At 32.0% G+C, this 13,881-nt stretch carries 12 protein-coding genes; 4 read left to right on the forward strand and 8 right to left on the reverse strand.

Annotation, left to right across the window (positions count from 1 at the left end; all coding sequences use genetic code 11):
* Window positions 1-10 precede the first annotated feature (10 nt).
* Complete coding sequence (gene uvrB / locus CLV91_RS11875) at window positions 11-1,999, forward strand: excinuclease ABC subunit UvrB (RefSeq protein WP_121068229.1); 1,989 nt, start codon at window positions 11-13, stop codon at window positions 1,997-1,999.
* A 258-nt stretch (window positions 2,000-2,257) separates the two neighbouring features.
* On the opposite strand, the gene CLV91_RS11880 is transcribed toward uvrB, so the two are convergent.
* Complete coding sequence (locus CLV91_RS11880; RefSeq protein WP_121068231.1) at window positions 2,258-2,692, reverse strand: Hsp20/alpha crystallin family protein; 435 nt, start codon at window positions 2,690-2,692, stop codon at window positions 2,258-2,260.
* Window positions 2,693-2,917: 225 nt separating this feature from the next.
* Here CLV91_RS11880 and CLV91_RS11885 point away from each other — a divergent pair, with 225 nt between their 5' ends.
* The gene (locus tag CLV91_RS11885; RefSeq protein ID WP_121068233.1) at window positions 2,918-3,295 is read left to right on the forward strand and encodes a DUF1456 family protein; all 378 of its coding nucleotides are present in this window, start codon (window positions 2,918-2,920) and stop codon (window positions 3,293-3,295) included.
* Between the two features lie 32 nt (window positions 3,296-3,327).
* On the opposite strand, the gene CLV91_RS11890 is transcribed toward CLV91_RS11885, so the two are convergent.
* The 3 genes from CLV91_RS11890 to CLV91_RS11900 form a co-directional block, all read right to left on the reverse strand.
* A complete protein-coding gene (locus tag CLV91_RS11890) occupies window positions 3,328-3,666 on the reverse strand; it encodes a hypothetical protein (RefSeq protein WP_121068235.1) in 339 nt (112 codons plus the stop codon).
* 287 nt (window positions 3,667-3,953) lie between these two features.
* Window positions 3,954-5,144 carry an ADP-forming succinate--CoA ligase subunit beta gene (sucC, locus tag CLV91_RS11895; RefSeq protein WP_121068237.1) on the reverse strand — a complete coding sequence of 397 codons (1,191 nt, stop codon included), beginning with the start codon at window positions 5,142-5,144 and terminating at the stop codon, window positions 3,954-3,956.
* A 79-nt stretch (window positions 5,145-5,223) separates the two neighbouring features.
* Window positions 5,224-5,862 carry an LON peptidase substrate-binding domain-containing protein gene (locus CLV91_RS11900; protein WP_121068239.1) on the reverse strand — a complete coding sequence of 213 codons (639 nt, stop codon included), beginning with the start codon at window positions 5,860-5,862 and terminating at the stop codon, window positions 5,224-5,226.
* A gap of 165 nt (window positions 5,863-6,027) precedes the next feature.
* On the opposite strand from CLV91_RS11900, the gene lysA reads away from it, so the two are divergent.
* Both lysA and CLV91_RS11910 read left to right on the forward strand, forming a co-directional pair.
* Window positions 6,028-7,278 carry a diaminopimelate decarboxylase gene (lysA, locus tag CLV91_RS11905; RefSeq protein WP_121068241.1) on the forward strand — a complete coding sequence of 417 codons (1,251 nt, stop codon included), beginning with the start codon at window positions 6,028-6,030 and terminating at the stop codon, window positions 7,276-7,278.
* A 163-nt stretch (window positions 7,279-7,441) separates the two neighbouring features.
* A complete protein-coding gene (locus tag CLV91_RS11910; protein ID WP_121068243.1) occupies window positions 7,442-7,969 on the forward strand; it encodes a thioredoxin family protein in 528 nt (175 codons plus the stop codon).
* A 69-nt stretch (window positions 7,970-8,038) separates the two neighbouring features.
* Here CLV91_RS11910 and guaB read toward each other — a convergent pair whose 3' ends face one another.
* From guaB to CLV91_RS11930, 4 genes are all read right to left on the reverse strand, one after another.
* Window positions 8,039-9,511 carry an IMP dehydrogenase gene (gene guaB, locus CLV91_RS11915; protein ID WP_121068245.1) on the reverse strand — a complete coding sequence of 491 codons (1,473 nt, stop codon included), beginning with the start codon at window positions 9,509-9,511 and terminating at the stop codon, window positions 8,039-8,041.
* A gap of 112 nt (window positions 9,512-9,623) precedes the next feature.
* The gene (locus CLV91_RS11920; protein ID WP_121068247.1) at window positions 9,624-10,082 is read right to left on the reverse strand and encodes a heme-binding domain-containing protein; all 459 of its coding nucleotides are present in this window, start codon (window positions 10,080-10,082) and stop codon (window positions 9,624-9,626) included.
* Window positions 10,083-10,100: 18 nt separating this feature from the next.
* Window positions 10,101-12,488: a TonB-dependent receptor domain-containing protein gene (locus CLV91_RS11925; protein ID WP_394340493.1), complete on the reverse strand. Its 2,388-nt coding sequence runs from the start codon at window positions 12,486-12,488 to the stop codon at window positions 10,101-10,103.
* Between the two features lie 19 nt (window positions 12,489-12,507).
* Window positions 12,508-13,875, reverse strand: coding sequence for an HTTM domain-containing protein (locus tag CLV91_RS11930; RefSeq protein WP_121068251.1), 1,368 nt, complete (start codon window positions 13,873-13,875; stop codon window positions 12,508-12,510).
* Window positions 13,876-13,881 lie beyond the last annotated feature (6 nt).

Below are 13,881 nucleotides of genomic sequence, written 5' to 3' on the forward strand. Positions count from 1 at the left end.
TTTTTAAACCATGAAATTTAAGGTAGTATCAGAGTTTAAACCAACAGGGGATCAACCGCAAGCAATTAAACAGCTAGTAAATGGTATTAATGAGAAAGAGCAATACCAAACCCTTTTAGGAGTAACAGGGTCTGGAAAAACATTTACCGTTGCAAATGTTATAGAAACAGTTCAAAAACCTACCTTAATTCTTGCTCACAATAAAACCCTAGCAGCACAACTATACTCGGAATTTAAGCAGTTTTTCCCAGAAAATGCCGTAGAATATTTTGTATCTTATTATGATTATTACCAACCTGAAGCATATATTCCCACAAGCGGAACCTATATAGAAAAAGACCTTTCTATTAATGAAGACATTGAAAAATTAAGACTAAGCACCACATCATCCTTATTATCTGGCCGTAGAGATGTTATCGTAATTGCATCTGTATCCTGTCTTTATGGTATTGGAAACCCTATTGAGTTTCAGAAAAACGTCATTTCTATAAAAAAAGACCAAGTTATTGCCAGAACAAAGTTCATGCACCAACTAGTACAAAGTCTATATTCTCGTACTACTACAGATTTTAAAAATGGTAATTTTAGGGTAAAAGGAGATGTTATAGACGTTTTTCCTAGCTATGCTGATCATGCCTTTAGAATTCATTTTTTTGGGGATGAGATTGAAGAAATAGAGGCATTTGACCCTTTTAATAACAATGTAATAGAGTTATACGAAAATCTTAATATTTACCCTGCTAACATGTTTGTAACCTCACAAGATGTGTTGCAGAATGCTATTCATCAAATTCAAGAGGATATGGTGAAGCAAGTGGTCTACTTTAAAGAAATAGGAAAACACTTAGAAGCAAAACGCTTAGAAGAACGTACAACGTTTGATTTAGAAATGATACGTGAACTTGGGTATTGCTCAGGAATAGAAAACTATTCTAGATATTTAGATGGAAGAAACCCGGGAACACGCCCTTTCTGTTTATTAGACTATTTTCCAGATGATTTTTTAATGGTGGTAGATGAAAGTCACGTTACTATTCCTCAAGTACATGCTATGTACGGAGGAGACCGTTCTAGAAAAGAGAATTTAGTAGAGTACGGTTTTAGATTACCCGCAGCCATGGATAATAGACCCTTAAAGTTTGAAGAATTTGAAATACTCCAAAAACAAGTATTATATGTAAGCGCTACTCCTGCAGATTATGAACTAGAACTAAGTCAAGGAGTGGTTGTGGAACAAGTAATTAGACCTACAGGTTTATTAGACCCTATTATTGAAGTACGCCCAAGTGAAAATCAAATAGATGATTTAATTGAAGAAATACAACAAAGAGTAGAAAAAGATGAACGTACATTAGTTACTACTCTAACCAAAAGAATGGCTGAAGAGTTAGCAAAATACCTTACACGGATAAATGTTAGGTGTAGATACATACATAGTGATGTAGATACATTGGAAAGAGTTGAAATTATGCAAGACCTTAGAAAAGGTATTTTTGATGTGTTAATTGGTGTGAATCTTTTGCGTGAAGGTTTAGATCTTCCAGAGGTATCTTTAGTTGCAATTTTAGATGCAGATAAAGAGGGTTTTTTACGCAGTCACAGATCCCTTACGCAGACCATTGGAAGAGCCGCAAGAAATCTAAATGGACTTGCAATTATGTATGCAGATAAAATAACAAAGAGCATGCAAAAAACTATGGATGAAACTACTTACCGAAGAGAAAAACAAATTGCATATAATGTAAAAAACAATGTGACTCCAAAAGCATTAAATAAAAGTTTAGATAGTGCTCTTGCAAAAAATTCGGTATCTACATATCACTTCCAAAAAGAAGAATTAAGAGCAGCGGAACCAGACATGGACTATCTAACAAAAGAGCAAATTGAAAAGCTTATAAAAAACAAAAGAAAGCAAATGGAAACTGCCGCAAAAGAATTAGATTTTATGCAAGCCGCAAAACTAAGAGATGAAATAAAAGTACTCCAAGAACAAAAATAAGTGTATATTTCAACTCCAAAAGGTGGTATTCTTCGAAAAATACAAAAAAGAAAACAAAAACTTCACATAAACAAACATAAAGCTCTGGTTTAAAATACATTAATTACTATTTTTAGACAAGACTAAATTCGTACAAAAAACAATTTCAGATAAAAAAAGAGCGTTTCAATTTCTTGAAACGCTCACAAATCAACCAACCAAAAAAATCATTTAAATATTTGAATTAAAAAACAATTCAAAAAAATAAATGAAAAATTATTACAAGCTTATCTGCCTTTTTTCTTTTGGCAAAGCTTCTTCTTTTTTAGGTAAAACAAACTTTAAAATTCCATCTTCATAAGCAGCACTTACCTTCTCCTCTGCTATACTATCTGGTAAATTAAAAGCCCTTTTAAAAGCTAATTTTCTAAATTCTCTTTTAGTATATTTACGATTAGATTGTTCTTTTTCCACTTCCTTTTTTTCTTCATTAGAAACAGAAACGGACAAAATATTCTTATCAATATCTATTACAAATTCTTCTTTTTTTCTACCCGGAATCAGCAACTCTATTTCAAAAAATTCATCACTTTCCAAGATATTAACAGGAGGTATTTTTGCTCCATGATTTTCAATTCCACCAAACCAATCTGGCTTAAAAATTTCATCTAATAAAGAAGGTAAAAACACTTCGTTTTTTCTTGCTATACTCATAACTATTATCTTTTAATATTAATTTTTATTTATACTTTCTAAATAGTCAAAATATATACCAATTAAATAATGATGACATTTTGTCTTATGTTTGATTTTAATTAATGACATTTTGTCTGAGTAATAATTTTACATAGTTAGACAAAAACATCAAAAAATTAAAAACAGCAAAAAGTAGTTATTAAACATTTTATAATACCTTGCAAAAAAAATAAGACTACGCAAATGACAAATAATGATATTTTTAAAAAGCTTAGAGTTGCCCTAATGCTACGTGATGATAATATTGTGGAAATACTACAATTAGTAGATTTTAATATCTCTAAGAGCGAGCTAGGCGCCTTTTTTAGAAATGAAGACCATCCTAAATATATGGAATGCGGAGATCAAGTATTACGAAACTTCTTAAACGGATTAGTAATACATTTAAGAGGAACTAAAGAAAACCCAACAACTCCTGCAGAAGCCCTTGCTAGCAACTTTAAACCAAAACCTACAACTCCCGCACCAAAAAGCAAAAGACCCGACTTTAAGACACAACAACGAAAAAAAATGAATAATGATTTAAGTCCAGTTAAATATAAGAACAAAAAAAAATCCTGATTATATCAGGATTTTTTTGTTCTTAATAGAGCCTAACCTTTAATCCTAACAGGCATTACATATACTTTACCCGCTATCATTTTAGTTACATCTACTTTTTGATAATTTAAACCAGCTTTTACAAAGCTCTCTACAACAGCATTTTCAGTTTTTACAGATAATACTACAATTTCATTCTCTGCATTTACAGTAAAGCGTACATAAGCCTTAGCATCTACTTCACTCTCTGTTAATGTATTCTTGGATAAAAGTTTTGAAATTTGCGTTATCAAAGTTTTACTTGGCTTGTCTTCATCATTAGTGTTGTTTGCTAAAAGATTGCCCGCTGAAAGTAACATTGCAGCTACTACTACTAAACTAATTTTTCTCATGACTTTTTGTTTTTATTAAATGATTGATGATTGATGATATGCTTAAAAGACGACGAATGATTACAAAATGTTACACTAGAATTAATTTTTAACATTTTTTTAATTCTTTTTAAACGTTTTACCACATTAAAAAGAAAACTTAAATATGAGCTAAGCCTCTATAATCACTATGATTAACAGAAAATTAATTGACCCAATAACCAGATAACCTATATTTTCATTTTATGAATCAAAAAAAGGGGCAACGTTTAAAAACATTGCCCCTTTACTATAAAAAATATACGTTTTTAGCTTAATACCGCTTTTACTTTATCTGCTGCCTCTTGAAATTGAACCGCAGATTGCACATCCAAACCAGAATTATCAATAATTTCTTTAGCTAATTCTGCATTAGTTCCTTGTAAACGAACAATAATTGGAACTTTAATATTTCCCATATTCGTATACGCATCAACAATACCTTGCGCTACTCTATCACAACGCACAATACCGCCAAAAATATTAATTAAAATAGCTTTAACTTCAGGGTCTTTTAAAATAATTCTAAAAGCCTCCTCTACTCTTTTTGCATCTGCAGTACCACCAACATCTAAGAAGTTAGCTGGCTCCCCACCTGCCATTTTAATTAAATCCATTGTAGCCATTGCTAAACCAGCACCATTAACCATACAGCCAACATTACCATCTAAATCTACATAGTTAAGTCCTAAAGCACCTGCCTCTACCTCAATAGCATTTTCTTCACGTAAATCACGCATTTCTGCATATTGCTTTCTTCTATATAAAGCATTATCATCTATAGATACTTTAGCATCTACAGCCATAATTTTATCATCCGATGTTTTTAACACTGGGTTAATCTCAAACATACTAGAATCACTCTCTACATACGCTTTATATAAAGAGGCTACAAACTTTGTCATTTCTTTAAATGCCGTACCAGATAACCCTAAATTAAAAGCTATTTTTCTTGCTTGGAATGGCAACAATCCCGCTGCTGGGTCAATTTCTTCTGTAAATATTAAATGAGGCGTACTTTCTGCAACCTCTTCAATATCCATTCCTCCTTCTGTAGAATACATAATCATGTTTCTACCTGTTCCTCTATTTAAAAGAACAGACATATAAAATTCACTTGTTTCACTATCTCCAGGATAATACACATCTTCGGCAACTAAAACCTGATGCACTTTTTTTCCTTCTGCAGAGGTTTGTGGAGTAATAAGGTTCATTCCTATTATATTCCCTGCAATTTCTTCTACTTCTTTTAAATTTTTAGCAAGTTTAACACCGCCACCTTTTCCACGACCACCAGCATGGACCTGAGCTTTAATAACATGCCATCCAGTACCTGTCTCCGCAGTTAACTGCTTGGCAGCATCTACAGCTTCTTTTGCATTATGCGCAACAACACCTCTTTGTATGCGTACGCCAAAACTTGCTAATATTTCTTTTCCTTGATATTCGTGAAGATTCATGTATCTAGTTTCTTAATGTTTCTAAGCAAAAATAATAAACCAAACGCATTTACCCTAATGAAAAAAGCATACTAAACCATTAATCCTCAAAACCATCAAAATCTAATGGATCAAAATTTCTAAAATGACCATTTAATTCAATTGTTTTCTTAGTCCTATTCACCTCTTCTAAAACTGTTATTGTTTGCAACAAATGCTTTTTAAGAAAGAGTAATCTATCCTGTTCTTTTATTATTTGCAAAAGGGTATATTCCTGCTTAAATGACAAACCAATTTTATGCGCTAACATATAACTATTAAACTTAGATACTGCTATTGGCGTAAATACCGCCCCCATTAAAGAATACAACTCCTCTATTCCCTCCAAAACTTCTTTTTTTAGCTTCTCCTCTGCAACATAATCTATCTCTAAAAAAGTAACTTTACCACTAGGATACAGCTTTCCTTTTGTTTGTCTATTAAATTCTTTTATTACAAAAACTTGCCTAGCAATACAAGCAACATCCATTTCACCTCCCTCATAACTAGTAACAACCTCTACCAATTGCGCTTCTATACCATAATTAATTTGACCATCAAAAAAAACAGGAATACCAAATGTTATTGCTTCATTCCTACAATCATGTATTAGCTCTTTGTAACGATCCTCAAACACATGAAGAGGAACGGTTTCTCCAGGAAAAAAGATGGATTGTAAAGGAAACATAGGTAAAATCATAGTGCATTTTTAATTAAAGATAAGACCAAAATAAGCTGTTTACAAATTTAACAGATGTAAATCATGTTACAAATATCACAAATTGTTGCATTTCTAAAATTAGACACTACTTTTTTTGTGAGTGCAGAATTAGTGTTCTAAATTTGTTTAAAATTATGACTAATTATGAAGCATTCTGATTTGCTTAAAATCGCTGAAAAATTTGGCGACCCTGTATATGTTTATGATTCTGAAAAGATAATTTCTCAATTTCAGAGATTAACAAACGCTTTTAAAAGTGTAAAGAAACTAAAATTAAACTACGCTGCCAAGGCGCTTTCTAATATTACAATCCTAAGACTTATGAATAGTTTAGGTAGTGGTTTAGATACGGTTTCTATCCAAGAAGTACAATTAGGTTTATTAGCTGGTTTTAAACCAGAGTCTATTATATTTACCCCTAACGGCGTTTCTTTAGAAGAGATTGAAGAGGCTGCAAAACTAGGAGTACGTATTAATATAGACAATCTATCTATATTAGAACAGTTTGGAAGTAAACACCCCAGTATTCCCGTTTGTATTCGTATAAACCCACATGTTATGGCTGGCGGAAATTCTAATATCTCTGTAGGCCATATAGATTCTAAATTTGGAATAAGCATTCACCAAATACCTCATTTATTGCGTATTGTAGAACTTACCAAAATGAATATTAATGGTATACACATGCACACTGGAAGTGATATTCTAGATATTGATGTTTTTCTTTACGCTTCTGAAATACTTTTTGAAACTGCTAAAAACTTTAAGAATTTAGACTTTATAGATTTTGGTAGTGGTTTTAAAGTGCCTTATAAAGAAGCAGATATTGAAACTAATATTGAAGAGCTTGGTAAAAAATTAAGCACACGCTTTAATGAGTTTTGTAAAGAATATGGCAAAGAATTAACTCTTGCTTTTGAACCTGGTAAATTTTTAGTGAGTGAGGCAGGTTCCTTTTTAGCTAAAGTAAATGTTGTTAAACAAACAACTTCTACTGTTTTTGCTAGTATAGATTCTGGTTTTAACCATTTAATACGCCCTATGCTTTATGGCTCTTACCATAAAATACAGAACATTTCTAATCCAGAAGGAAGAGAACGCTACTATTCTGTTGTAGGGTACATTTGCGAAACAGATACTTTTGCTAGCAATAGAAGGATAAATGAAATTGCTGAAGGCGATATTTTGCAATTTAAGAATGCTGGCGCTTATTGTTTTACAATGGCGAGTAATTATAATTCTAGATTTAGACCACCAGAAGTATTATGGCACAAAGGAAAAGCCATATTAATTAGAGAAAGAGAAACTTTTGATGATTTAATACGCAACCAAGTAGACGCATCAGATTTATTTCCAAGCGCTAAAGAAGATAAGAAATTAACCACCCAACCATAACCAAAGTTAAGAAGGAGAGCCATTTGCTCTCCTTTTTATTTTAACACATCCTTAAAATGTTAAAAACTGTTATATATAGGGGCATAAAAACGAAAAATAAAATATTAAACATAGAATTTCGTTAGTTTTACACAATTATTAAGACAAATAGATAAAAACTATTATGAATACAAAAAGTCCCTTAAAGTATATACTTATTGCCTTTATCACCCTTTTTAGCGCAACACTTTCTGCACAAGAAGTTACATGGCTAACTTGGAATGAGGCTGCTAAATTAGCTAAAACAGAAAAAGAACCTAAAAAAATATTTGTTGACATTTATACAGATTGGTGCGGCTGGTGCAAAAAAATGGATAAAGATACTTTCCAAAATGCCGAGGTTGCTGCATACATGACCGAAAATTATTATATGGTAAAATTAGATGGCGAAGGTAAAGAACCAATAGAGTTTAAAGGGAAAACTTTTAAATTTGTTCCAAGTGGAAGAAATGGTTATCATGAATTTGCTGCAGCTCTAATGCAAGGAAAAATGAGTTACCCTACTACCATATTCTTAGATGAAAAAATGAATATGCTTTCTCCTGTTCCTGGATATCAAAAACCAGAACCATTTTTAAAGATTGCTAAATATTTTGGAGAGGACACGCATAAAGAGAAAGACTGGAAAGCCTACGAGGAAGAAGGAAAATAAAATCGAAATTTAGTTTCATAAAAAAAGAGCTGTTAAATTACAGCTCTTTTTTTATACCAATAATTAGTTTTACCTACTATAATTAGGAGACTCTTTTGTTATTGTCACATCATGCGGGTGACTCTCATTAATACCGCTAGCAGTTATTTTCACAAATCTTCCAGTCTCTTTAAGAGTTTCTATATCCTTTGCACCACAATATCCCATACCAGCTTTTAAACCTCCAACAAACTGGTGTATACTTTCATACAATTCTCCTTTATATGGTACACGGCCAACTATACCTTCTGGAACTAATTTTTTAATATCATCTTCCACATCTTGGAAATAACGGTCTTTAGAACCTTGTTTCATAGCTTCTACAGAACCCATTCCTCGGTAAGACTTAAACTTACGCCCTTCATATATTATAGTCTCTCCAGGAGATTCTTTTGTACCTGCCAAAAGAGAACCTAACATTACGGTATCTGCTCCTGCTGCAATTGCTTTTGGAATGTCTCCTGTATACCGAATACCACCATCTGCAATTACTGGAACTCCAGAACCTTTTAATGCTGCAGCAACTTCTAATACTGCTGAAAATTGAGGGAAACCAACACCAGCAACCACTCTTGTTGTACATATAGAACCAGGGCCAATACCAACTTTAACAGCATCTGCACCAGCTTCTGCTAAATACTTTGCCGCTTCTGCCGTAGCAATATTACCAACAATAACTTCTAACTCTGGAAACTTATTTTTAACTTCTTTTAAAACAGCTACCACTCCTTTTGTATGGCCATGAGCAGTATCTATTACAACTGCATCTACCCCCGCATTTACCAGAGCTTCGGCCCTATCTACAGCATCTGCTGTTACTCCCAAAGCCGCTGCTACTCTTAGTCTACCAAATTTATCTTTATTAGCAATTGGCTTCTGGGTTAACTTAGTTATATCTCTAAAAGTAATTAAACCTACCAGTTTATTATTTTTATCTACTACAGGTAACTTTTCAATTTTTTTCTCTTGTAAAATACCTTCTGCTTGCTCTAAAGAAGTACCTTCTGCAACAGTAACCAAATTAGTAGATGTCATTACCTCTGCTATTGGTCTGTCATTATTTTTTTCGAATCTTAAGTCTCTATTGGTAACTATCCCAATTAATTTTCCTTCATCATCCACTATTGGAATACCACCAATACTATGTTCTTTCATATTTGCTTTTGCATCACTCACAAAAGAATTTAATGGTAGCGTTACTGGATCTATAATCATTCCGCTTTCTGCACGCTTAACTTTACGTACTTTCATGGCTTGCTGCTCTATTGTCATGTTTTTATGCAAAACACCTATACCCCCTTCTTGAGCCATTGCTATTGCCATTCTAGATTCTGTAACCGTATCCATAGCCGCAGAAATAATAGGAACATTAATAGTTATATTTCTTGTAAGTTTTGTTTTAATGCTTACTTCCCTTGGAAGAACTTCAGAATAAGCAGGAACTAAGAGTACGTCATCATAAGTAAGACCTTCTCCAACAATTTTATTGAGGTGTGCTTGCATAGCAATTATAGATTTAATTGCAGGCAAATATACAGTTTTTATTATTATCTATTCTTAATTTACCAATAGACTTTATTAGAGGATAGCAACAAGCTTAGTACTACTATTAAACTTAATGCACCTTGTATTTAGCGCGAGCTTCTTTTGCCCATTTAATTAAAGATTCCTTTTCTTCCTCAGTAATATTACCATGTGTCCATGTATACTCCTTTAAAGGCATTTTATTTTCTTCAACCTCTTCAATTAACTCATCTAATTTATGATCTTTTTTCTTATCGTTATACTTGTTCCATTCTGTAAGGTTAAAATGCTCATTTCCTTCCTCAATATGATCTGCCATCCACATTGAAACTGGAGCTATTTTTCCATACCAAGGATATACTGTCTTATTCGTGTGGCAATCATAACATTGCTTTTCCAATATCGCAGCCACTTCTTTAGATGGTTTTGTTTCTGCCTCAAAATCAGTAACGTCTCTAATTTCTGCATTGTTCTGGTCTACACTAAAAAATTGTAAAATAATTAATACTATCACTAAACAAACTAAAATTATTTTGACTACTTTTTTCATGATTCCGTTTTTTAAAGATTATAATTTATATTGTAAAGTTGTATAAAAATTTCTTGGAGCAGATGGGATTATTCCTGGCCCAGGATATCCTGTTGCCCTTCTAGTAAAATATGCTTCGTCTAAAATATTATTTATTCCTGCTTCTAATTTAAAATTTTTATAACTATAGGATAGCGAGACATCTAACACATTATAAGCTGGTATTTCTCCAATAACACCGCTTAAATTACCTTCCACAGCATTAGATGCATCAGTAAATTGGGAAGATAAGTAAGTATACTGAATATTGGAAAGTAAATTTTTATAACCAAATCTAATTCCTGTTTTTAAATTTAAATTAGGAATAAATTCTACCTTATTCCCTTTAATACCATTCTGGCCAGACCTTGTGTATTCTGAATCTATTAAAGAAGTATTTATAAAGTAATTAAAACTATAGTTTGTATTCTTAATAAATAGTTTATTTATATTAACATCGATTAACGATTCTATACCATACATTACTGCATCTCCTACATTATTACGTTCACTTTTTACACTGCCATCTGAAAAAGCTTTTTGCACAAACCCAATTCTGTCTTTATAAAATAAACTAAAAAAACCAGCATCATAGGATACTATGTTTCTATAATTTCCTCGGATACCAATATCAACAGTAAATCCTTTTTCGTCTGATATATCTGGGCTTATTACAAAAGCTGGGTTTACAATACTAATATCTGTGAAGGTGACCGACCTATAGTTTTGAGAAATATTACCGTAAACTTCTGATACCTTATTTGGTTTATAACCAACCCCTAAACCTAAAAGAACAAAAGAACGTTTTCTTTCTTCGGCATCTTCTATGGTTTCATTTAAAATTACATTTCCAGCAGCATCTGTATTAATTCTTTTAAAAAAACCATCACTTTCTGTTTTTATATGTTCTAATCTAAAACCTGGCGTTATAGACAATTTATCATTTAAGTAAACAATATTTTCTCCAAAAAGAGCCATATTTAAATTTGGGTAGGCGTATTCCGATTGGTTAGGGTAATTAGGATAATCTTCTAATTGCATATCAAAATTAGCATCACTACTATTAGAACCTGGACCTTGTAATGCTGTATTATCTGCTTTATAAAACTTAGTTCCAATTAAAAACGTAGCCTTTTTATTAAAAAGAGAATACTCATTTAACAAACGAGCTTCAAAACCAAAATTATTAAAATCCCCTTTAATTAAATCTCTTTCCGTACCTGGGTCTAGCTGATCCACTCTATTTGTTCTAAAGCCCAAAGCATCTCTAGAAGCATTTAAACCAAATAAGTTAAAAGTAAAGTTTGTCTTTTCTGAAAATTGATGTGATAATTTAAGGTTATACAAAAGCCAATCTATCTGAAACCAATTACGAGCTCTATTGCTCTGGTACGGATCCTCTGCAAACATTTGGTCATTTAATCCTCCTGCTTGTTGCGTTAAATAATTTAGGTACGTTACCTCGCCTTCTAACTTTGTTTTTTCTGTAAATTCATACCCTAAATGAAGATAGGCGTTTTTAGATTCAAATTCTGAATTTTCCCTAAATCCATCGCCTTTTTTGTAGTTAAAAAAAGTGTAGTAACTAAATTTATTTTTAGTACCACCTATACTTGTAAAGTTAGTATACAAACCATTACTACCAATGGTATTTCTAGTAACCAATTCAAAAGGTTTTACTGGGTTTGGTTTTTTCATTACAAAATTAACCAAGCCTCCAAATTGCGTCCCATATTGTAAAGAAGCAGCTCCTCTAATTATTTGCACTTCTTGCAAAGCCTCTGCCGCAGGTGTATAATAACTTTCCGGGTATCCTAAAACGTCTGCGCTAATATCGTACCCATTTTGCCTGGTGTTAAAGTTTGCTGTTCTATTAGGATCTAATCCTCTACCCCCTATATTAAGTTGCAACCCTGCATCATCATTCTGATATATATTTAAACCTGCAACCTGACTGTAAATTTGTCTCGCATTATTAGATGCTAAATTTGCCATAGATTGTTCTACCAAAACAACCTCTGTTTTTTTTCCAGCGTAAATAGACGTTTCCTCTACATCTTTTAATCGTTTTAACTCAAAAACTTGAGCCTTTCTTGCAGTTACTTCTACTTCTGACAATTGTTCTCCTAATGGATTAAGAGAAACATTTAATACAACATTTTTAACAACAGAAACTGCTGCTTCTTTTACTTTAAAATTGAATGAAAAAAAGACAAGTGTAATGCTTTCTTTTTCTGTTGTAAATTCAAAATAACCTTTTTCATCTGTAGTAGTAAGTTTACCAATTGCTTTATCATACACTTCTACCTCGTTTATGGCAGATGTATTATCTGAATTTGATACAATACCTGATATTTTATATTGTGCAGTTAAAGATGCACTCAACATAAAAAATATAATTAATACTTTACAATCCCTTAATTTCATCATTGAATGGCACTATCCACTTTTTATGTTTGAAAGATTCTTTTTCTTGATACAAATCTACGCTTTTATCTATAAATGGCTGACTTAGTCTTCCGTTTAATGCAACATAACTATCCACAAAAACTTGTACATTTTTGTGTCCTTTTTTTGTAAAATGATTTCCTAAAAAATGTGCGTATTCTAAAATAAAATCTGGCTGAAAACTCATTTGTTTTTCTTGCAAGGGTGTTAAAAAATCAGAATTATCTACATAAAAAAACTTCTTTGTTTTAGCATCTACAATTTTAAAATTTGCTACCCCCATTTTCTCCATCAGCATAACTCTCCAAGAAAACCGATACCCTTCCTCTGTCCAAAATAACTCTCCTGGATATACCAAATAACGCCAAGGAAATACAAGTTGAAAGGCAAAAAATGAAACTACGACATAAAGAGCTAATTTATTAACAGGTTTTACTCTCGTTTGTTTGCTTGCAACTAAGTCCCATTTTCCTTTAAAAGGATTAAAAGTTTTAGATACAAAGTCAATTAATTTTTGATGCGAAGAAGCATCAAAAAATATAATAGACCCTATTATCATTATATAAGGGAACATTCCTATAGGAAATAATATTCTTGTGAAAAGATGAAAAACTACAACCAATACAAAAGCTACGTTCCTTGTTTTTTTATAGAGTAATAAAAATGGTATACACAAATCATACAACATGCCAGACCAACTCATGGCATAATGGAACCAATTTTCTTGCATTAAAGTGGTTCCTAAAACTGGTATATCATACTTAGAAGGTAACCATATTTTTAAGGGCATTGCTTTAAAAAGCCAATCAGAATTAATTTTAGCCAAACCTGCATAAAAATATACAATACCTAACAACAATTTTATAGCATCCACTGTCCATTTAGGAACAAACAAATATTCTCTTTTTCTTTTTACAGCATCTAAAGAAAAATATGCATTTGCTGGCAAAAAGATTAATAAAAAACTGGCGATACTAACAAAATAGTAATGGTTTAAATATGTAGCTTTATCTAGTAACTCTATATAGGTAAAACTCAGAAAAAAAACAATAATTGCTATCCTATATTTATAACCTAACGCTACTAAAAATGCAGAAACCCCACAAATAAAAAATAAAACATAAGTATACTCTCCGAGCGCTGTAACCCATGAAAAACCAAAATATTTAAAATGAAATGTAGGTGCAACATAAAGTGTATCTATCCATCCTTTACTCCAAAAACGAATAATACTTATAAACATCATTACACCAAAACCAATACGAAAAACAGCTAAAGAGGCACTAGATGCCTTTTTTTCTAAATATTTGCTGTAATATGATTTCATATTTTC

The sequence above is a fragment of the Maribacter vaceletii genome (assembly GCF_003634105.1).
GTDB lineage: Bacteria > Bacteroidota > Bacteroidia > Flavobacteriales > Flavobacteriaceae > Maribacter_B > Maribacter_B vaceletii.